At 62.6% G+C, this 19,449-nt stretch carries 19 protein-coding genes; 4 read left to right on the top strand and 15 right to left on the bottom strand.

All coding sequences use genetic code 11. The features are described 5' to 3' along the window. Positions 1-166 precede the first annotated feature (166 nt). Positions 167-751 carry a hypothetical protein gene (locus U5O12_RS05875; protein ID WP_322577736.1) on the top strand — a complete coding sequence of 195 codons (585 nt, stop codon included), beginning with the start codon at positions 167-169 and terminating at the stop codon, positions 749-751. A gap of 434 nt (positions 752-1,185) precedes the next feature. On the opposite strand, the gene U5O12_RS05880 is transcribed toward U5O12_RS05875, so the two are convergent. From U5O12_RS05880 to U5O12_RS05935, 12 genes are all read right to left on the bottom strand, one after another. Continuing rightward, positions 1,186-1,818: an FABP family protein gene (locus U5O12_RS05880; RefSeq protein WP_322577737.1), complete on the bottom strand. Its 633-nt coding sequence runs from the start codon at positions 1,816-1,818 to the stop codon at positions 1,186-1,188. A 78-nt stretch (positions 1,819-1,896) separates the two neighbouring features. Next, positions 1,897-3,201, bottom strand: a complete 1,305-nt coding sequence (locus U5O12_RS05885) for a tryptophan--tRNA ligase (protein ID WP_322577738.1) — start codon at positions 3,199-3,201, stop codon at positions 1,897-1,899. Between the two features lie 32 nt (positions 3,202-3,233). Then, positions 3,234-3,902, bottom strand: coding sequence for a site-2 protease family protein (locus U5O12_RS05890; protein ID WP_322577739.1), 669 nt, complete (start codon positions 3,900-3,902; stop codon positions 3,234-3,236). A 54-nt stretch (positions 3,903-3,956) separates the two neighbouring features. After that, positions 3,957-4,580: an L-threonylcarbamoyladenylate synthase gene (locus U5O12_RS05895; RefSeq protein WP_322577740.1), complete on the bottom strand. Its 624-nt coding sequence runs from the start codon at positions 4,578-4,580 to the stop codon at positions 3,957-3,959. Positions 4,581-4,614: 34 nt separating this feature from the next. Further along, complete coding sequence (locus tag U5O12_RS05900; protein ID WP_322577741.1) at positions 4,615-5,469, bottom strand: 3',5'-nucleoside bisphosphate phosphatase; 855 nt, start codon at positions 5,467-5,469, stop codon at positions 4,615-4,617. 22 nt (positions 5,470-5,491) lie between these two features. After that, on the bottom strand, positions 5,492-6,157 hold the full coding sequence (locus U5O12_RS05905; RefSeq protein ID WP_322577742.1) for an RluA family pseudouridine synthase: 666 nt from the start codon (positions 6,155-6,157) through the stop codon (positions 5,492-5,494). Then, complete coding sequence (locus U5O12_RS05910; RefSeq protein WP_322577792.1) at positions 6,141-8,261, bottom strand: ATP-binding protein; 2,121 nt, start codon at positions 8,259-8,261, stop codon at positions 6,141-6,143. Before U5O12_RS05910 ends, U5O12_RS05905 begins: the two co-directional genes overlap by 17 nt. An 87-nt stretch (positions 8,262-8,348) precedes the next feature. Next, positions 8,349-9,983 carry a bifunctional UDP-sugar hydrolase/5'-nucleotidase UshA gene (ushA, locus tag U5O12_RS05915; RefSeq protein ID WP_322577743.1) on the bottom strand — a complete coding sequence of 545 codons (1,635 nt, stop codon included), beginning with the start codon at positions 9,981-9,983 and terminating at the stop codon, positions 8,349-8,351. Between the two features lie 22 nt (positions 9,984-10,005). After that, positions 10,006-11,304 (bottom strand): cytochrome c, encoded by a 1,299-nt coding sequence (locus tag U5O12_RS05920; protein WP_322577744.1) that lies wholly within the window; start codon positions 11,302-11,304, stop codon positions 10,006-10,008. Position 11,305: 1 nt separating this feature from the next. Further along, complete coding sequence (locus U5O12_RS05925; protein ID WP_322577745.1) at positions 11,306-11,914, bottom strand: c-type cytochrome; 609 nt, start codon at positions 11,912-11,914, stop codon at positions 11,306-11,308. 161 nt (positions 11,915-12,075) lie between these two features. Beyond that, on the bottom strand, positions 12,076-13,767 hold the full coding sequence (locus U5O12_RS05930) for an AMP-binding protein (protein ID WP_322577746.1): 1,692 nt from the start codon (positions 13,765-13,767) through the stop codon (positions 12,076-12,078). A 113-nt stretch (positions 13,768-13,880) separates the two neighbouring features. After that, positions 13,881-14,204: a 2Fe-2S iron-sulfur cluster-binding protein gene (locus tag U5O12_RS05935; protein ID WP_322577793.1), complete on the bottom strand. Its 324-nt coding sequence runs from the start codon at positions 14,202-14,204 to the stop codon at positions 13,881-13,883. A gap of 84 nt (positions 14,205-14,288) precedes the next feature. Here U5O12_RS05935 and U5O12_RS05940 point away from each other — a divergent pair, with 84 nt between their 5' ends. Then, positions 14,289-14,816 carry a GNAT family N-acetyltransferase gene (locus U5O12_RS05940; RefSeq protein WP_322577747.1) on the top strand — a complete coding sequence of 176 codons (528 nt, stop codon included), beginning with the start codon at positions 14,289-14,291 and terminating at the stop codon, positions 14,814-14,816. On the opposite strand, the gene U5O12_RS05945 is transcribed toward U5O12_RS05940, so the two are convergent. Beyond that, positions 14,797-15,930, bottom strand: coding sequence for a beta-ketoacyl-ACP synthase III (locus U5O12_RS05945; protein ID WP_322577748.1), 1,134 nt, complete (start codon positions 15,928-15,930; stop codon positions 14,797-14,799). The two genes, U5O12_RS05940 and U5O12_RS05945, sit on opposite strands and share 20 nt — an antisense overlap. Before the next feature lie 164 nt (positions 15,931-16,094). Here U5O12_RS05945 and ahr point away from each other — a divergent pair, with 164 nt between their 5' ends. Further along, on the top strand, positions 16,095-17,111 hold the full coding sequence (ahr, locus tag U5O12_RS05950; protein WP_322577749.1) for an NADPH-dependent aldehyde reductase Ahr: 1,017 nt from the start codon (positions 16,095-16,097) through the stop codon (positions 17,109-17,111). Positions 17,112-17,341: 230 nt separating this feature from the next. After that, on the top strand, positions 17,342-18,115 hold the full coding sequence (locus U5O12_RS05955) for a substrate-binding periplasmic protein (RefSeq protein ID WP_322577750.1): 774 nt from the start codon (positions 17,342-17,344) through the stop codon (positions 18,113-18,115). A 170-nt stretch (positions 18,116-18,285) separates the two neighbouring features. Here U5O12_RS05955 and U5O12_RS05960 read toward each other — a convergent pair whose 3' ends face one another. Then, entirely contained in the window at positions 18,286-18,756 is a 471-nt protein-coding gene (locus U5O12_RS05960) for an SRPBCC family protein (protein WP_322577751.1), read from the bottom strand. Between the two features lie 91 nt (positions 18,757-18,847). Continuing rightward, positions 18,848-19,378, bottom strand: coding sequence for a hypothetical protein (locus U5O12_RS05965; RefSeq protein ID WP_322577752.1), 531 nt, complete (start codon positions 19,376-19,378; stop codon positions 18,848-18,850). Positions 19,379-19,449 lie beyond the last annotated feature (71 nt).

The raw sequence follows: 19,449 nt of genomic DNA on the forward strand, positions 1-19,449 counted from the left end.
CACCGGGCACTCCCATGGCGCAGGCCAAGTTCATCGAAGCCGACTACCGCGCCTGGCGCGAGGTCGTGCAGACACAAAACCTCAAGATCGAATAAGCCGCCATTCGCGGCCCTGTTGCCGCCTTTGCCCGCTGGCCGATCCTGGCCACGCGTGGAACAATGGCCGCATGCGTATTTTCATCGCTTTCCTGTTGCTGGCTGGCAGCCTGTGGGCATCTGGAGCCCAGGCCCAGCTGCCTGCGCGCGACCTGACCGTGGAGCTGCGCCAGATCGAGGATCGGGCCGAGGAGGGCAGCAGCTACCGCGCCGGCCCCGCAGACGGTGGGCAAGCCCTGGTGCCCCAAAAAATCCAGGTGCGCAACGGGCAGAAAGCCCAGTTGCGCATGAATCTGTCCGTCCCCATGCAGTGGGTGGAGGCGGTGCAGGCCCCCTCGGCCAACAGCGGCGCGGGCGTCAAGCAAGCGCTGCAGTGGTTTGACGTGGGCCAGAGCGTGACCGTGACACCGCGTTGGCCCGGTGGCAACCGCGCTGCCACGGTGGAGCTGGAGGTGCAGCAGGCCAACATGGCCATCCGCAGCAACGCCGACATGCCCAGCCAAAGCCGCAGCCAGTTCAGCAGCACAGTGACCGCACCGCTGGCACAGTGGGTGACGATTGCGGCCAGTGGCCCTGCGCCGGGCCGGCAGGGCAGCTATAGCAGTGAAGGTGGTGGTGTGCGGCGCTTGTTGCAGATTCGGGTGTTGGTGCCTTAGCTGCTTTTTTTGGCGTCGCATCGTTTTTTTAACACCCACTCCCCCAGCCCCTCGCCCCGTCGGCGAGGGGAGCTTTTAACAGCTATATCTTGTTGTCTCGCGCCGACTGCGTGGCCAATGGGGTGCGGTTGCCACCGTGCCTGGACACCACGGCCCGCGCCTGCGGTTGTGGGTACTTCGGAGAGGTTGGTATGCCAACGCTGGCGGCAACGCCCGCCAGTAGCTCCGCGCCAGCACGTTTTCATTCAGCACAACCGTTAGCACTGGCCGTGGCGTACCCACCCCGTGGCAGCGGTACCCCTGTAGCTCCGTAGCCGGAGCAAAGCCACAAAATTGGCTGTTAAAAGCTCCCCTCGCCGACGGGGCGAGGGGCTGGGGGAGTGGGTGTCCAAAAAAAGCGGTCTAGCCCAACGGGGCAAACCCCCCGTCAGACCTCAACCACGCGCCAGCGGATTTGGCGTAGGCTCCGCAATCTTGTGCAGCGTGTTGCGGTCGGTGTGGTGGAACGGTTCATCGCGCCCCAGGATCTGCAGCACCGTGTCCTCGTCATAACTCCAGGTGCCGTCCGGGTTAATCGTCACCTTGATGCGGAACTCCGTGGTCTTGAAGGCGTGCTGCAGAAAAGGTGCGGAGCAGATGCCGTAAGTGTCCAGCCCATGCGTGGCCACCAGTTCAAACTCGGTGGCGTCCGCCGCGGCCTGGCCACCCGCCATGGCCACCTGGCCGCGTGGAATGGTCAGCGTGTGGATGATGGCGCCGGTGGCGGGCTCCCACAGCCAGTAGCCGACCTGGTCATGGTAGGTCTTGACCTGGTCGGGCTTGGTGACATGCGTGTGGTAGCGCAGGCCATACAGCAGCTGTGGGCCATTGGTTTGTGGGTCGATGGGCTGCAGCTCGATGCGTTCGTGGAAGGCCTGCTTCTTGGGGCCTTCGGCCTTGGGCTTCACGTCCAGGCCGCGCTGGCCTTCCCAGATGCCGGCCATGGCGCGCAGCGGCCCCAGGTTGGCCAGCGTGTCCACATCCATGGGATGAGGTTCGGTGTAAATGTCTTTGGGAAAGTCACTCATGCTGCACCTGTCATTTTTAAGTGTTTTTGGCCTCTAGCCCCCGTGGAATATGCGCGAGCAGCTAGCAAATCAATAGCGTTATTTGACGTCTGCCGCCTCGGCCAGCGCAGCCAGGGCGTGCACGGCACGGGCCAGGGCCTCGGCGTCCAGCACCTCCAGCTGCGCCTGTAGCGCCGCCACCCCGGCAGCGCCGTCACGTTGCAACTGGCCAATGGCTTGCCCCGCCACCTTGGGAGACTCAAAGCCCTTGCTTTGCATGAGCACGGCGCCTGCCGGGTCCACCAGCTTGAAGTAGAACAGGCCGTCTTTTTCGCGGTACTGCTTGAAGGAGGCAAGTGCTGCCTTGCTGGTTTTCTCGGCCTTGCCTTGCACCGCACTGGCCAGGCCGCGCAGGCCCACAGCGCTGCGCAGTTGGGCCATGAAGGGTGTGGCAATCGCGCGTGCTTTCACCGCACCGGCCAGCAGCAGGGCCTCGACCTTTTCTGGGTGGGCCATGTAGTCCTCGTAGGCGGCGCGCATGGGAGCGATCTCCTGGTCGATGCGCTCAAACAGCAAGGTCTTGGCATCCCCCCAGGCAATGCCCTCGGCGTAGGCCTTGCGCAGTGCTGCAGTTTCTTCTTCAGAGGCAAAGGCCTGGTAGATCTGGAACAGGGCCGAGCCCTCGGTGTCCTTGGCTTCGCCCGGTGCGCGCGAATCGGTCTTGATGCCGGCAATCAGCTTCTTCAACTGCTCGCGGCTGCTGAACAGCGGGATGGTGTTGTCGTAGCTCTTGCTCATCTTGCGGCCGTCCAGGCCCGGCAGGGTGGCAACCGACTCTTCAATCTCGGCCTGGGGGGGCACAAAGTGCTCGCCATAGCGGTGGTTGAAGCTGGCGGCCATGTCGCGCGCCATCTCGATGTGCTGGATCTGGTCGCGCCCCACGGGCACTTTGTGCGCGTTGAACATGAGAATGTCCGCGCCCATCAGCACGGGGTACATGAACAGACCGGCGCTCACATCCGCATCAGGGTCCACGTCGGCGGCGGTGTTCTTGTCCACGGCAGCCTTGTAGGCGTGGGCGCGGTTGAGCACGCCCTTGCCGGTCACGCAGGTCAGGAACCAGCAGAGTTCGGGAATTTCGGGCACATCGCTCTGGCGGTAGAAGGTGACATGGGCCGGGTCCAGGCCCGCAGCCAACCAACTGGCCGCAATCTCCAGCGTGCTGCGCTGGATGCGCGCAGGCTCGTCGGTTTTGATGAGTGCGTGGTAGTTGGCCAGGAAGTAAAAACTTTCCACGCCCGGGGTTTTGCTGGCGCGCACGGCGGGGCGGATGGAGCCCACATAGTTGCCCAAGTGGGGCGTGCCGGAGGTGGTGATGCCGGTGAGGAAACGAACAGTGCTCATGGAAAGAATCGGTCAGGCGAAACAGTAAAGGGTCAGCGGGTCAGCATGGACAGGGGGGTGAGCACCAGATCCAAAAAGCCAAAGGTGAGGGACATGACAGGTTGCATCCACACCGTGCTCAGCACCCCGGCAATTACCAGCGCCATGACAATGAAGAAGCCCCAAGGCTCAATGCGCGACACCGCCATGGCTTGCTTGAGAGGCAACAGGCCCACCAAAATGCGGCCGCCATCCAGCGGGGGCAGCGGGAAGAGGTTGAAGGCGAACATCACCACGTTGACCAGCACGCCGCCCTGGCACATTTTCAGGAAGAAGGGTTCGGACACGCCCGCGCCTTGCAGCAGGTACAAAGCCACGCCCCAGGCCAAGGCCATGGCCAGGTTGGCACCGGGGCCAGCCAACGCGACCCAAATCATGTCGCGCTTGGGGTTCTTGAGGTTGCCAAAACGCACGGGCACCGGCTTGGCATAGCCAAACAGGAACGCGCCGGAGGTGGCGAAGTACAGCAGCAACGGCATCAGGATGGTGCCGACCGGGTCGATGTGTTTGGCCGGGTTCAGCGTGATGCGGCCCAGGGACCAGGCGGTCTTGTCGCCGAAATGCAGGGCTGCGTAGCCGTGGGCGGCTTCGTGCACCGTGATGGCAAACAGCACGGGCAGGGCATAGATGGCAACGGTTTGGATCAGGTGTGCGAAGTCCACAGGGGAATTGTCTCAGAGTGAAATGAGGGGGAAAGCGCGGGGCGAAGGGACGGCTTACAAACCGATGGTGGCCAGGTCACCGCCACCTTGGCGGATCACCTCGGGCGCGTCGCCGGTCAGGTCGATCACGGTGGTCGGCTCCAGCGCGCAGGCGCCGGCGTCAATGACGGCGGCGATCTGGTGCTCGTAGCGCTCGCGAATTTCCTGTGCGTCGTTCATGGGCTCCGTCTCGTCTTTTGCTATCAAAGTAGTCGCTAGAAGCGCAGAACCGTGGAGGGCCAGCAGCTCCTGCAGTGCCTTGTGTTCCGGTACGCGCAGGCCAATCGTCTTGCGCGAGGGGTGGCTCACGCGGCGCGGCACTTCCTTGCTGGCTTCCAGGATGAAGGTGTAGGCACCTGGCGTGGCCGTCTTGAGCAGGCGGTACTGGGCGTTGTCCACGCGGGCGTAGCTGGCCAGCTCACTCAGGTCGCGGCACAACAGGGTCAGGTGGTGCTTGTCGTCCACGCCGCGGATGCTGCGCAGCTTGTCGGCAGCGGCCTTGTCATCCAGGTGGCAGACCAGGGCGTAGCTGGAGTCGGTGGGCACCGCCAGGATGCCGCCTTTTTCGAGCAGGCCCACGGCCTGTTTGAGCAGGCGGGGTTGGGGGTTGTCGGGGTGAACTTCGAAATACTGGGCCATGGCTTGGCAAACGCCTGCGCGCTCGCTCTCTGGGTTATTGGATACGGGAGCTCAGCAGTTCCCACACGGGGGTGAGTCCACTGGGCAAAGCGGGCAGGGTGCCCAGCTCGGTGTGGCTCTCGTCGGGGCTGTGGAAGTCGCTGCCGCGTGAGGCGGCCAGGCCAAATTCCTTGGCCGTCTCGGCGTAGATCTGGTACTCGGGCACCGAATGGCTGCCGGTCACCACTTCCACGCCCTGGCCGCCGTAGCCCTTGAACTCGGTGAACAGTGCGTACTCTTCGTTCGGCGTGAACTTGTAGCGCGCGGGGTGGGCAATGATGGCCATGCCGCCAGCCCCGGTGATCCAGGTGACGGCGTCTTTCAGCGTGGCCCAGCGGTGCGGCACAAAGCCGGGCTTGCCTTCGGTCAGGTATTTGCGGAACACCTCACTGGTCTCTCGGCACACGCCGCTCTCCACCAGAAAGCGCGCGAAGTGGGTGCGCGAAATGAGTTCGGGGTTGCCGACAAACTTCAGCGCGCCTTCATAGGCACCGTGGATGCCGACCTTGGCCAGTCCATCCGACATCTCCATGGCGCGGGCACCACGGCCGCCGCGCGTCTGGCGCAGGCCTTCACGCAGCGCGCTGTTGTCGGCATCAAAGCCCAGGCCGACGATGTGCACGGTCTGGTTGAGAAAGGTGATGGAGATTTCCACCCCGGTGAGGTAGCGCATGCCCTGTGCATGGGCCGCATCGCGTGCGCGCTGCAGGCCGCCGACTTCGTCATGGTCGGTCAGCGCCCACAGTTCCACACCGTTGCCGCGCGCGCGTTCGGCCAGGGCTTCGGGCGTCAGCGTGCCGTCGGATACGACGGAATGGCAATGGAGGTCGGCGTTGAGTGGAGTAGTCACCGAACCATTTTAGGCCCAGGCACTAAAAGGCTGGCGCCACGGTGTATTCGTGCACCACGCCCGTCACCGGGTGTGGAAAACTCAGCAGGCCCGAGTGCAGCAGCAGCCGATCCGCCTGCGCTTGCACCTCGGGTGGCGCATACAGCGTGTCGCCCACCATGGGGTGGCCAATGGCCTGCATGTGCACGCGCAGCTGGTGGGTGCGGCCGGTCACCGGCTCCAGCTCCACGCGCGAGGTGTTGGTGGCTCTATCCACCGCCATGCAGCGCCAGCGGGTGAGTGCACTCTGGCCTTCTTCAAAGTTGATGGTGCGCTTGGGCCGGTTGGGCCAGTCCACCAGCATGGGCAGGTCGATCTCGTGCCACTGGTCGTCCATCGCCAGCAGGCCGGTGACTACCGCCGTGTAACGCTTGTCCACGCGGCGCTGCTCAAACGCCAGGTTCAGCACGCGCTGCGCTGGCAGGCCGCGCGCCATCACCACCAGACCTGAGGTGTCCCGGTCCAGTCGGTGCACGATCAGGGCATCAGGGTAACGCGCCTGCACGCGCTTGCTCAGGCAGTCGGCCTTTTCCGGGCCACGGCCCGGTACGGTCAGCAGGCCCGAGGGTTTGTTGAGCACCACGATGGCATCGTCTGTGAAGACCACCTCCAGCGGCAACGCGGAAAAGTCTTCAGTGGACAGGATCATGGTGGGAGAGCAGTCGCTGCACGGTTTCACACAGCTCGTTCACATCGTTGGGTTTGTAGATCAGGGCGCTGGCACCTTCCTCCAGGGCGCGCTGTTCGATTTCAGGGGTCACATACCCCGAGGCCAGCGCTACCGGCAGGTCGGGCCGAAAGCGCTTGGCCTGGCGCAGCAGGTCTACACCACTGAAGCCGGGCATGTTGTAGTCTGTCACCAGCAGATCGCAGGCCATGGGGTTGGCTTGCAGGGCTGCCTCGGCCTCATGGGGGTCGGTAAACGTGGTGACCGCAAAGCCTTTGCGCGTGAGCACGCGTGACACCAGAAACACCAGTGCCGGATCGTCATCCACGTACATCACATGCAGGCCACGGCCTTTAACCTCCAGCACCGGCTCCGGCTCTGCCACACCCAGTGGCATTTGTTCGGTGGCCGGAAAGTAGAGGGTGAAGACACTGCCGTGCCCCAGTTCGCTGTGCACATCGATGGCGCCCAAGTGGGTCTGCATGATGCCATGCACCACGGACAATCCCAGGCCTGTGCCCTGACCAACCTGGCGTGTGGTGAAGAACGGCTCAAAAATGCGTTGCAACGTGGCTTCGCTCATACCGCCGCCCGAGTCGCGCACGCGCACGGTCACATAGTGGCCGGGTGGCACACCGAGGCGGTCGCTGAAAGGCCATTCCACTTCGGCCTGCCCGAGTTCGATGGTGACCGCACCCTTGGTGTTGCCGATGGCCAGAATGCCATTGGTGCACAGGTTCAGCAGGGCTTGCTCCACTTGGGTGGCGTCGGCCAGCACGGAGGGCAATCCCTCCGGCAACTGTAGCTGTAGTTCCACCGCCGGGGGCAGAGCCACTTTCACCAGGCGCGCTGTTTCCTGCACCACCTCAGCCAGTTGGATCGGGGTGCGTTTGGGGGGTTCGTTGCGGCTGAACGTGAGAATCTGGCGCACCAGGTCGCGTGCCCGGCGTCCTGCCTTGTCAATTTCCTGCAGGCTGACCAGCGACGCAGCGTCCGGCGCCGTGTCCTGTTTGGCCAACTCCACGTTGCCAAGAATGGCGCTCAGGATGTTGTTGAAGTCGTGCGCAATGCCGCCTGCCATGGTGCCCATAGCCTGCATTTTTTGCGATTCGCGCAGCTGTGTTTCCAGCGCGGTTCGCTGGGCTTCGGCCAGCTTTTTGGCGGTCAGGTCGCGGGCAAAAATGGTGGTGACAGCGCCATGGGCGCTGTGCTGGCCGCGCCGGGTTGCGGGATCGGTGTCCACCGGACGCAGGGGGGCACGTGAGCGCAGACGCCGCTCCAGTGACACACTGATTTCCACGTAAATTTGTTGACCCTGCAGGGTGGTGGCGGCAAATTCGCCAAGCATGGCTTGGGCCGGCACGGTGCCACTCTCCAGTGCGCGCTCCACATCCGGCAAAAAACGGCCCAGGCGCGAGCCAAAGGCCTGGTCTGCCGGGCACTCAAACAGCGCGGTTGCGGCGGGATTGAACACCGTGATGCACTGCTTCTCGTCGATGCACAAAATCGCATCGAGCGAGGAGTTGATGATGGCTGCCATGCGGTTTTCACTGAGCAGCAGATCCTCGTTGCGCTGGCGCAGTACCGCTGCACTTTCTTGCAGGGCCTGGCGCTCTGCCAGCAACGGGCCCTGGTCGATGATGGCGCAGATGAAGTGCGCCAATTCATCGAGAGGGTTTTCGATGCGTGCGATGTGCAGGTCGCCAGTGAACTTGCCTCGGGAGCCAGCCAGAAACTCCACTTCATGGACTTCGCTGGTGCCTTCTTGGCGCGCACTCGAGAAAGCTACCGCCACTTCATCGGTGTGGTCCTGCCCGACGAAGGGGAGCAGAAAATTCAGGGGCGCATCACTTTCCAGGGGTTGGAAAAGACGCAGTGCCATGGCGTTGCTGGCCAGCACCAAGCCTTCCTCGTCCACCACCATCAGTGCCAGCGGCACATTGGAGAACAGGGTGGCAAAACGCTCCGAAGCACCCTCGGCTTCTTGCTGGGAATACCGCAGGGCCTTGTTCTGGATCTCCAGTTCGACCTGGTACTTGCGCAGGTCTTCGATCATTTGCGACGGGGCGTACCCGTCGATGATCATGTGCTGCCCGGCACGCCCCTGGCGCGCGGGCACGGAGGCTTGACGCAGGGGGAGTCGTTTGGCTTTGCGGCGGGAGAGTTGGGCCATTTACCGTCGCACGACGCTGTTGCCGGGCGCATAGGCCTGGGACTTCAAGGGGCTGTTGGCCGCAATGTAGGCACGTAGCACGTCAGCATCCACAAAGCCGGTGTCCACATAACCGGGGTGGTTGTTGAGCTTGGGGTATCCGTCGCCGCCGGCGGCCACAAAATTGTTGATCGCCATGCGGTAACTTTTGCTCGGGTCGATATCTTGCCCGGCGATTTTGGCACTCGCCACTTGCCCGGCTTCCACCACCAGCTGCACGCCCGCAAACTGTGCAAATGCGCCGGAGCCCGCTGTCATCTTGGCAGCTGCAGCCAGGTAGTCACGCACTTCTTTGCCAGTCAGTGTGACCACCACCACCGTATTGCCAAAGGGGTGTACGGTCAGCACATCTTTGTAAGTGATCTTGCCCGCGGGCAGCGAATCACGCACACCCCCGGCGTTGACGATGGCCAAGTCGGCCTTGGTTTTGTCCATCATGGACTGGCCAATCATCACCCCCAGTGCGGTGGGCTGGCTGCGCACCACGCTGCGGTCGCCTTCGAGTTTGCCGTCGCTGCTACCCACCTCCACCAGCAACTTCTGCTGGCCGAAATCTTGGAAGGGTTTGAGCAACTGGAGCATCTCGGGTGATTCTGCAATTTCGGCAGCGTAGGTTTGCATCACTGTCTTACCGTCAGCGGCTTTCACAGCCTTCTTGAGGTTGATGGGGATCAGCGCGTATTTCACCAACTTGAATTCACCGTTGCGGTAAGTGAAGTCGGCGCGGCCCACGTACTTGCCCCACTCGTGGGCTTGCACGATCCAGGTGCCATTCTGGCGGTCGGGCTTGCATTCGTTACCTGGCACATAGGCGCGGTCCAGCACGTTCTCGGCCTTCATGCAAGCCGGGTTCTGCGAGTGCCCCCCCACAATCATGTCCAGCCCTTTGACAGCCCGCGCCAACTCCACATCGCCCGGGGCTTGCACACCATGTTTGCCATCTTCGTAGTGGCCCATGTGGGTGGCGGCAATCACCACGTCGGCTTTTTGGCGCAGCTCGGGCAGTACCTTGGCGGTCTCCGTTTGCACATTGGCAAAGGTGATGCCGCGCACGTTATCCGGGTGCACCATTTTCTGCGTGTCTTCGGTGGTCAAACCCATCACGCCCACGCGCACGCCACCCAGGTTGAACACCTTGTAAGGCGCAAACATGCGGCTGCCGTCTTTGTAGATGTTGGCTGACAACATGGGGAACGTGGCCAAGTCGCGTTGCATCTGCAACACCACCGGGGGCTTGTCGAACTCGTGGTTGCCCACGGCCATGGCGTCATAACCCAGCAGGTTCATGCCACGGAAGTCCGGCACAGCGTCTTGAAGGTCGGACTCGGGCACCCCGGTGTTCACATCGCCGCCGTCCAGCAGCAGGCTGTAGCCGCCGGCCGCTTTGACTTCCTGGCGGATCTGGTCGACCACCGTCTTGCGCGCGGCCATGCCGTATTCGCCGTCGCGGTTCTTCCAAAAGCGGCCATGGTGGTCGTTGGTGTGCAAGATGGTGATGGCGTGGGTCTTGTCCTTGTCCGGACCCGAGCCGCCCCATTGGGCGCAGCCGGCAAGGGCCAGCACGGTAACGCTGAGAAAAAGGGCATTGGTGCGCATGGCGGCGGTTCCCGAAAAGGCGTTAAGGGGCTTGGAGATTGCGAAACTTGTTTATATCAAACTCGCTCAAAGCTGGCGCTTGGTTGCCCCATGCGTTGCGGATGTAGCTGAGCACCGAGGCCAGCTCCGCATCGTTCAGGGTGAGCACGTAAGGTGGCATGCCGTGGGGCTGCGGGCGGCCCCGGGTAGACGGGCCGTAGCCACCTTGCAAAACAGTTAATACCACGTTGTTGCTGGGTGTCATTTGCACCGCACGGTTGCCTGCCAAGGCGGGGTATGCGTCCTTTTTGCCTTCGCCTTGTTTGCCGTGACATTGGGCGCAGTGGGTTTTGTACAGGCGCGCGCCCAGTGTCAGGTTGGCCGGCATCTCTTTACCCGCGACAGGTTTGACGGCAGGCACCACAGGTAGTTGGCCCAAATAACGGGCCATGGCCCATGCATCGTCCGCTTGCAGGTGCTGTGTGCTGTGGTGCACCACTTCTGCCATGGGGCCACTGGTCGTGGCGTGGCGATTGGTTCCTGTGGTGAGTAGCGTTACCGTGTCGTCCAGCGTCCAAGCCGTCACGCTGCCTTCCTCGGCACTACGCAGGGAGGGCGCGTACCACAGGCTTTGGGGTAGCGCTGCCCCTGACAGGGTCTTGCTTAGGTCTGGGGCGCCCCACACATTGCGAGCGCCGTGGCATTCGTTGCAGTGCCCCAAGCCATTGACCAAATATGCACCGCGTAGCGTGGGATCACCGGGAGAGGGGGCTTGTGCCACAGGGTCGGCAGGCGAGAAGTTGATCACCCTCCATACCGCCAATGCCCACTGGCTGCTGTAGGGCCAGCGCAGGGCATGGGGCCGGTTGGGTTGGTCTACCGCTGGCAAGGTTTGCAAAAAAGCCAGCAAAGCATCACTGTCTTCGCGCGCCAGATGCGTGAAGCTGGTGTAGGGGAAGGCGGGATAGAGCAGATGCCCGTTGCGCGATCGCCCTTGGTGCATGGCTTGCCAAAAATCCTCCACAGACCATCGCCCCAATCCGGTGTCCGGGTGCGGGGTCAGGTTGCTGGTGTAAACCGTGCCAAATGGCGTGGCAACGCCCTTGCCGCCGGCATAACTGGCACCACCTGGCGCAGTGTGGCACAAGGCGCAATTGCCGATGCGTGCAAGGTAGGCGCCGCGTTGCACCAGCTCCATGGCTGGTGTCGCGGTGGCATGTGTGGAGGCTGCAGGTGCATGCAGTTCACGCAGAACCATGGCGGCGAACAGCAACGCCACAGCCAGCAGTGTGCCCAGAAACAGCCACAACAGCCGGCGCAAAAGCGGGGTCAGTGGCCGCATATCAGGATGCGCTTCCACACGGCGGCAAAGTCAGCGCACCGGGCAGGGCCGCAGGGCGTTGTATGGCCGGCTTGGTGCTGGCGGGCAGTGTTTGAGACGATAACCACTGGGTTGCTGCATTCACATCGTCCGCACTGAGCCTGCGGGCAATGTCAGCCATGCAGTCAGGGGCATGGGCCTTGCGTTGCCCGGTTTGCCAACCGCCCAGCTGCGCATTGAGGTAGTCGCGGGGCAGGCCCAACAGGCCTGGGGCGCCAGGGGCCACACCCGTCAAGGCGTTGCCGTGGCATGCGACGCAGGCAGGGACACCCAAAGTCCTATCACCTCGCAGCGCCAGGGTTTTGCCACGTTCCAGCACCGCGGCGGGGGCGCTGGAACGTGCAGGCGGCGGGTAAGGGATATCCAGCTCCGAAAAGTAAGTGGCCATATCCCGCAAATAGTCGGGGCCCAACGGCGCCAGCAAGCCCGCCATCAGTGTGTAGTGGCGGCGGCCTTCCTGAAAATTGCGCAGCTGGTTGTACAAATAACCTGCCGGCTTGCCAGCCAAGCGGGGGTAGTAACCGTCCGGCCCGGCCTTGCCCTGGGTGCCATGGCATGCAGTGCACGCCATAGTGCGCTCTGCCATGGGGTGGGCAACATCCGGGGCCTGTGCCAATACGGCTCCCAAAGGCGCACACAGGGTCAAGCAGAGAGCCCCGCGGCGGAGCCGGGCAAAAATAAAACTCCAAACAAACATGCTGCGAGCTTACCGCAGCGTGCCACTGTGGCAGTTCAGTCGGCGTCGGCCCAGACGATGGGCTGGCCCTGTGCCAGCCAGCTGCCAAAGCTGGGGGCGTAGACCTCTTCTACCTTGTTGCGTTTGACCTTGAGTGTGGGCGTCACAAAACCGTTCTCCGGGGTCCAGGCGGTCGTCACGGCAGCCAGGCAGTCCAGCCTCTCGTGCGGTTCCAGTTTGGAATTTACGGTTTGCAGGTGCAGTTGTAGCGACGTGCTCAGGGCTTGGCGGCCTTCACTGCTTTGGCTGCGGGCTACGGCGTCGGGCGACAGCATCACCAGTGCCAGCGGTTGTGCCAAATTGGCGCCAGTGACCGCGCATGCTTCAATGTCGGGGTGCAACACCAGCCGGTCTTCGATGGGGGCGGGCGCGACATACTTGCCCTTGCTGGTTTTGAATATGTCTTTGACACGACCGGTGATGCTCAAAAAGCCCTGCGTATCAATGTGGCCCTTGTCTCCGGTCCTCAGCCAGCCATCGTGGGTGAAAGCATCCGCAGTCTGCGCTTCTTCGCGGTAATAACCCTTCATGAGCGCCGGGCAGTGCATCTGGATTTCGCCCGTCTCCGCGTCCACACGGCTTTCCACGCCCGCGTAGGGCAGACCTACCGACCCCGTCTGGCGCGACCCCGGCAGTGTGGAGTGGGACACACCGCTGTTTTCCGTCATGCCATAGACCTCGATCAAGTCCAGTCCGAGGTTGCGGTACCACTGCAACACGTCGGCCGGCATGGGCGCTGCGCCACCTGCTGCTATGCGGCATTGGTCCAGACCCAAGCCCTTGAGGATCTTTTTGCGCACCAGGTTGCCAACTAGTGGCAAACCCAGCAGGCGTTTGAGTTTGGGCGCAGGGACTTTGCTGTGGATGCCCTGTTGGAACTTGACCCACAGGCGCGGCACCGAGAAAAAGATGGTGGGACGCGCCCGCTGCAAATCTTGCAAAAAAGTGTCCAAAGACTCGGCAAAGAAAATGCGCCCGCCATACCGCAACGAGGCTTGCTCCACCAGCATGCGTTCAGCCACATGGGCTAGCGGCAGGTAAGAGATGTAGCGGTCATTGATATCCATGCGCACGCGCTGGGTGGCGCTGGAGACGCCCCAGGCCATGGTGTTGAAGGTGTGGACGACGCCTTTGGGTTTGCCCGTGGTGCCTGAGGTGTAGATGATGGTGCTGACGCGGTCGCCATCGGCCACCGGTTCGCCACCCAGTGGCGCATTGCTCTTCACCAGATCTGCCCACAGCTGTGCGGCCAGCGCCGGCGCCAGGGGGAGTGCGATCAAAGGCAGCCCGGCAGGCACACCGTTTTTGATGTTGCTGATGTCGTCCATCTTGCCCACAAACAGGGCTTTGGCGTCGCTGTGTTCCAAGATATAGCCCAGCGCTTCGGCGTTGAAGGTGGGGTAGATGGGTACCGAGACGTAGCCTGCCATCACGATGGCCAAGTCTGCGAGGATCCAGTGCGCGCTGTTTTTTCCGATGATGGCGACGCGGCTGCCCGCTGGCCAGCCCTGGGCCTGCAACCAGCCCGCCATGCTGCGCACCTGCTGCGCGGCCTGGGCCCAGGTGATATCCAGCACCACTCCACCGCCAGTGGGTTGGGACAGGTAAATCTGCGGGCCGCGCTCCTTCTCCCACCGGTACAGGCATTGCAGGGGCAAATCGCTGGGCGAGACGGTGATGGTGTTCATGGGCGCTTCCCTGTGGTTGGAGCGGCCATTCTTGGGGCTCGCAGGGGCAGGGGCAATGGTGTTGACCCTAGGTGACGTGGTCTTGCGAGCTCGGTGTTTTTACGGTGGTGGCGTCAGGGTTTGGCCTGCCAGGCCATGGGCTGATCCACCACCAGATCACTGCGGGCCTGTGCTACACATGGCAGGAACCACCCATCGGCTCTTTCCTCGGCGCTCACACCCGGCCAATCGATGGGGTAGCTCACTGTGCCCTCCAACAGCCGGCACAGGCAGGCGCGGCAGGTGCCGTTGCGGCACGAGCTGTCCAGCTCCACTCCGGCCGCCAAGGCCGCTTGCAGCACGCTCTGGTTGGGTGCGGCCACAAACACCCAGCCATCGGGTTCTATGCGCACCTGATAGCTTGAAGCCGGTGCAGGGGGGATGCAGGAATTGGCCATCAAATGGGGGGCAGGGGAGGGTTTCTACGAATGCTGCGACAATCACGCTCTTTTTTTCAATTTTGCGTGAGTTTGCGTTTAGACATGTCCGATACGACCACCTACAAGGTTCGCCCCGCTACCCTGCGCGATGCCAAAGCCATTGCTGAGCTCCACAACTCCACCGTGCGTGAGGCGTTCAAGAGCATGTTGGCCGATACCCCTATCCCGACCATGCCCCTGGACAAACGCCAGGCCTATTGGCGCGAAGCCATCGAATACGCTGAGCCGCAAGTACAAGTGGCCATGGACGACGACAAGATCGTCGGCTTTGTCGGTTTTGACCGTTCGCGTGACAAGGGCACCCCCCCCACCATGGGCGAAATCTGGGCCATTTATGTGACCCCCAGCCATTGGGACAAGGGCGTGGGCCTGGCCCTGTGGGATGCGGCCCGTGAAGGCCTGCAAGACGAAGGCTGCACCCATGTGAGCGTGTGGCTGCCAATCGCCAACGAGCGCGCCATGCGTTTCCACGAGCTGGCGGGCTTCAAGCGCGAAATGTCCAGCGCCAAGACGGTGCCCATTGGCACCGTCAAAATCGAGGAAATCCGCCTCAAGCGTCCGCTGAACTGAGGCGTTTCACCACCACGCTGCCGATCGAGTAGCCGGCGCCAAACGAACAGATCACGCCTACCTCACCCGCCGCAATGTCGGCGTGGTGGCGGTGGAAGGCGATGATGGAGCCGGCCGAGGCGGTGTTGGCAAACTCGTCCAGGATCACTGGCGCATCGTCCAGCGTGGCCTCCCGGCCCAGCAGTTTCTTGGCAATCAGTTGGTTCATGCCCAGGTTGGCCTGGTGCAGCCAGAAACGGCGCACGTTCTGTGGCGTCATTCCCAAACTCTCCAGGTGCTTTTCCATGTGCTCCGCGGCCATGGGGCAGACTTCCTTGAAGACCTTGCGGCCTTCCTGGCGGAAGAGTTGGTCGCGGTCTTCGGGGTTGCGGTCTTCGGCGCGCCACATGAAGCCGTGGTTGTTGCGGATGTTGTTGCTGAAGCTGCTCAAGAGCTTGGTGCCCAGCACCTCAAAGGCGCCAGCGGGGGCCAGGTCCAGCCGCTCCACCAAGATGGCGGTGCACACGTCGCCAAAGATGAAGTGGCAGTCACGGTCGATCCAGGCCTGGTGGGCCGAGGTGATTTCGGGGTTGACCACCAGCACGGCGCGGGCGCTGCCGCAGCGCACCGCGTTCACGGCTTGCTCCAGCGCAAAGGTGGCCGAGGAGCACGCCACATTCATGTCGAAGCCATAACCTCGCACGCCCAGCGCGGTCTGGACTTCCACTGCCATGGCGGGGTAGGGGCGTTGCATGTTGGCGGCGGCACAGATCACACCATCCACATCGGCCGCGGTTTTGCCCGCAGCCGTTAGCGCGTCCTGGCAGGCCTTGACGGCAATTTCGGCCATGAGCGAAATCTCGGTGTCGGGGCGTGGCGTGAAGTGCGGGCGCATGCGCGTGGGGTCCAGCACACCGGTTTTTTCCATAACGTAGCGGCGCTGGATGCCGGAGGCCTTTTCGATGAACTCCACACTGGAATCCACCAGGGCGGCACGTGTGCCAGCCGCAATCGCATCCGCGTGCTGGGCGTTTTGCAGGGCGGCATACTGGTTGTATGAGGCCACCAGCTCGGCGTTGGTGATGACGTCGGGCGGTGTGAACAGGCCTGTACTGCTGATGGCGACACGGTGCATGGTGGTCTTCTTGGGCTGGGTAGGGGCGGGCGGCTGCCCGGCGACGGGCGGATTATCGCTGCCCTGCAGGGCAGTCTCGGGCGTTACAGCGGGCCTGTGCAGCGCGGCTGCTTCGTTGTACCCTGCCGCCTGCAAGCGCCTTCCCCCAACAGCAGGAGATCTCCATGACCCACTTCCGCGGCTGGGCCGCCCCCAGCAAGTCTGCCCCACTGGAGCGTCTGGACTTTGACCCCGGCCCGCTGGATGCGGAAGACGTGGAAATCGCTGTCGAGTTCTGCGGCGTCTGCCATTCCGACCTGGCCATGGTGGACAGCGAATGGTTTCCTGCCAACTACCCCATCGTGCCCGGCCACGAGGTGGTGGGCACCATCACCGCCGTGGGCCCCAACGCCAAGGGCCGCAGCGTGGGCCAGCGCGTGGGGCTGGGCTGGCACAGCAAGAGCTGCCAGCACTGCAACTTTTGCGTGGGCGGCGAACAAAACCTGTGCAACACCCGGCAGCCCACCATCATCGGCCGCCACGGTGGCTTTGCCGACAAGGTGCGCGCGCACTGGAGCTGGGCCCTGCCCATCCCCACGGGGCTCGACCCGGCAGCAGCCGGCCCGCTGATGTGCGGCGGTGGCACGGCGTTCTTGCCCTTTGTCATCCATGACATCAAGCCCACCGACAAGGTCGGCGTGGTCGGTATTGGCGGGCTAGGCCATCTGGCCGTCAAGTTTGCCAAGGCCTGGGGTTGTGATGTGACGGCCTTCACCTCCAGCCCCTCCAAGCGCGAAGAGGCACTGGCGCTGGGTGCGCACCGCACTGTGTCCAGCGTGGACGTGAAAGAGCTCAAGGCCTGTGCCGGCCAGCTGGACTTTCTGCTGGTGACCGTGGGCGCCAGCCTGGAGTGGGACGCGCTCATCGGTACGCTGGCGCCCAAGGGCCGCCTGCACATGGTCGGCGTGGTCACCGAAGCCATGAAGGTGCGCACCAGCGGCCTGCTGTCCTGGCAGCGCAGCATCTCGGCATCGCCCACGCCATCGCCGGTCACTCTGATGAAGATGATGGACTTCTGTGCCCGCCACGGTATTGCGCCGCAGGTGGAGCACTTTCCCATGTCGCGCGTGAACGAGGCCTTGGACCATTTGCGCAGCGGCAAGGCGCGGTACCGGGTGGTGCTGGATGCAGACTTTGCCTGAAAAGCCCCAGATGGGCTTTGGGGACTTATGAATATTGCGTGAGAAGCTATCGAATGAATAGCATCTTGCAGGCCTGATGCTGGAGAGCAATCGAGCCCAACTGCTTTGCCAACTGTGTATGTGCACTTTTGGCCTGCCCCATTTGACGAATGAAGAGTAAGCTGCAAATTTGTTTGTCCGCGGCCGGTTGAGATTGGCCGTCGATTTCGGAACTCAAGCAGACCTTACCAATGCCCTACAACCCGATCCGCCTCGACAGACGCAGCACGATACTGGGATTGGCTGCGCTGGTGGGAGGCTCATCGTCTTCTGCAATATGGGCTGAGAACAGGAAGTTGCGGGTAGTGACAGAGGAATGGCCGCCCTACAACTTTCTTGAAGACGGTGTGCTCAAAGGCTTCTCTGTTGAAATTGTTCAGGCCATCTCTGAACGACTGAAGCTGCCGGTTTCCGTCGAGATACTTCCCAGCATGCGCACGACCTTGATGCTTGGCAGCGTACCTTGGACCATGATGATCACCATGCTGAGGACGCCAGAGCGTGAACAGCGGTACAAATGGATCGGCCCGCTGGGGGATGGTGCCATTTACTTTTACAAGAAAAACGGTAACCCACTGGAAATCGCCAACTTGGATGATGCCAAAAAAGTCAGGTTGATTGGCTGCCGGCACGCCGGGCTCGTCTTCAACACCCTGAAGTCAGCGGGTTTTACCAACCTGGATCCCACCTCCACGGACGGCGAGTCGGTCTACAGAAAGCTCTTGCTCGACCGCTGTGATTTGGCGATCAGCGATACGCATCTGGGTGTGAAGCATGTACTGAAAAAAATGGAGGTACCCGCCAATGCCTTGGTGCAAACCGGGGTGCAAGTGGTGGGCGCGCCCTTGTATATCGCGTGTAGCCTGGACATACCCGACCGTGAGATTGCGTTGTGGCAAAGAACACTGGACGAACTAAAAGCCTCTGGCGTATTTGCGGCCATACAGAAAAAGTACGGCGAATGAATTCTGCGCAGCCCCGGTGGGAGCAAGGGGGGGCGGGCAAGTCCACACACCCGTTTGACCTTGCTCTAATCTGCGCCGCTGTCAGCCTCCATGCCTTCTGCGCCAAGCCAAGCGCAAACGTCTGAGCCCTCGCGACGCTTGCGTTGCAGCGCAGAAAATCTATGAAGGCTTCAGGCCTCTCCGCCAAACCGTGTGGTCAGGTTGTCGATGTACTGCTCCACCATCTTCTCAAACTCGGCCTCGGCCACGGGGCCGGCCACCATCTTCATGAGACCTGGCAGGGGCAGGGTGAGTTCGCCCTGAATCTCCAACTCCAGCTTGGTGGATTTTTTGTTGTCCGTGATCTTCCAGCTGCCCGACACCAGCGCGTTGCCTTCGCCCTTCACCGGCGTCCACACGATAGTACCCTTGGCCTTGTTGGACACGTACTTGGAGGCGTACACCGTCTGCAGGCTGATGGAGGCGATGCCGATTTTTTCCATCTCCCAGCGGTAGGCGCCGCCGCCCAGGTCCACCAGTTGGTCGACCTTGGGGAAGTGGCTGGCCGATGTGGGCACGTCGGACAAGACCTCAAACACTTCGGCCGCCTTGGCCTTCACTTCAAATTCGTAACCCAGGTTGATCTCTACGGTAACGGCCATGGTGTCTGTCTCCTTGTTGTGAATGGTCTGGGCGCATGTTACTGCGCATGGCAGCGGCCGGGCTGGAGCTGGCTGCCTAGAACACGCGGACTCAGTGCGGGCCGCGCAGACGCTGCAGGGTGAGTTGCAGCAGGCGCGCGTCCGAGCTGGCGCGGTGGCGCTGGGTGCCGCGTTCGCTGGCGATCTGGGCTTTCACCAGGTGCCATTGCTCTGCCTCTGCATCGCTCAGCAGGCTGCGCAGGTTCTCCAACTTGAAGCGGGGGGTCATCTCGGCCGCCTCGAACAGGGCCGAGAGCCAGGTGTAGTCATTGGCCCAGCCATCCGAATACACAGTTTGGCCTGCCAGTTGTTCGTTCAGGCGCCGCGCCACGTCCTTGGCGGGCAGGCCGCGCTCATGCAACAGGTCGCGGGTGATGCGGTGCAGGGCGGCGGCACTTTCGTCCCAGTGGGTCCACTCAATTTCGGGTTGCACCAGCGTGCAGTAGGCGTGGCCGTCGGGCAGCACATAGCCCACCTCGATCGGGTAGCTGCTGCGGCCCAGGCCGGAAGCTTCGATGTCCAGCACGGTCGGTGCTGCGAGGGGAGGGGTGGGTTTGGAGGGGGCCAAAGGAGTTGGGTGCATGGGGGAGCGATGCCTGCTGTTTGCCATTCTCCAGCAAGCTTTGCGCCTAATCAGTACGGGTAAGCACCAAG

Source organism: Rhodoferax sp. (assembly GCF_034519335.1).
Taxonomy (GTDB): Bacteria; Pseudomonadota; Gammaproteobacteria; order Burkholderiales; family Burkholderiaceae_C; genus Allorhodoferax.

Bases quoted from the DNA above. Each gene is read 5' to 3' on its own strand.
- U5O12_RS05875 (WP_322577736.1), top strand. From the start codon at position 167: ATGCGTATTTTCATCGCTTTCCTGTTGCTGGCTGGCAGCCTGTGGGCA.
- U5O12_RS05880 (WP_322577737.1), bottom strand. From the start codon at position 1,818: ATGAGTGACTTTCCCAAAGACATTTACACCGAACCTCATCCCATGGAT.
- U5O12_RS05885 (WP_322577738.1), bottom strand. From the start codon at position 3,201: ATGAGCACTGTTCGTTTCCTCACCGGCATCACCACCTCCGGCACGCCC.
- U5O12_RS05895 (WP_322577740.1), bottom strand. From the start codon at position 4,580: ATGGCCCAGTATTTCGAAGTTCACCCCGACAACCCCCAACCCCGCCTG.
- U5O12_RS05905 (WP_322577742.1), bottom strand. From the start codon at position 6,157: ATGATCCTGTCCACTGAAGACTTTTCCGCGTTGCCGCTGGAGGTGGTC.
- U5O12_RS05910 (WP_322577792.1), bottom strand. From the start codon at position 8,261: ATGATCATCGACGGGTACGCCCCGTCGCAAATGATCGAAGACCTGCGC.
- ushA (WP_322577743.1), bottom strand. From the start codon at position 9,983: ATGCGCACCAATGCCCTTTTTCTCAGCGTTACCGTGCTGGCCCTTGCC.
- U5O12_RS05920 (WP_322577744.1), bottom strand. From the start codon at position 11,304: ATGCGGCCACTGACCCCGCTTTTGCGCCGGCTGTTGTGGCTGTTTCTG.
- U5O12_RS05925 (WP_322577745.1), bottom strand. From the start codon at position 11,914: ATGGCGTGCACTGCATGCCATGGCACCCAGGGCAAGGCCGGGCCGGAC.
- U5O12_RS05930 (WP_322577746.1), bottom strand. From the start codon at position 13,767: ATGAACACCATCACCGTCTCGCCCAGCGATTTGCCCCTGCAATGCCTG.
- U5O12_RS05935 (WP_322577793.1), bottom strand. From the start codon at position 14,204: ATGGCCAATTCCTGCATCCCCCCTGCACCGGCTTCAAGCTATCAGGTG.
- U5O12_RS05940 (WP_322577747.1), top strand. From the start codon at position 14,289: ATGTCCGATACGACCACCTACAAGGTTCGCCCCGCTACCCTGCGCGAT.
- U5O12_RS05945 (WP_322577748.1), bottom strand. From the start codon at position 15,930: ATGCACCGTGTCGCCATCAGCAGTACAGGCCTGTTCACACCGCCCGAC.
- ahr (WP_322577749.1), top strand. From the start codon at position 16,095: ATGACCCACTTCCGCGGCTGGGCCGCCCCCAGCAAGTCTGCCCCACTG.
- U5O12_RS05955 (WP_322577750.1), top strand. From the start codon at position 17,342: ATGCCCTACAACCCGATCCGCCTCGACAGACGCAGCACGATACTGGGA.
- U5O12_RS05960 (WP_322577751.1), bottom strand. From the start codon at position 18,756: ATGGCCGTTACCGTAGAGATCAACCTGGGTTACGAATTTGAAGTGAAG.
- U5O12_RS05965 (WP_322577752.1), bottom strand. From the start codon at position 19,378: ATGCACCCAACTCCTTTGGCCCCCTCCAAACCCACCCCTCCCCTCGCA.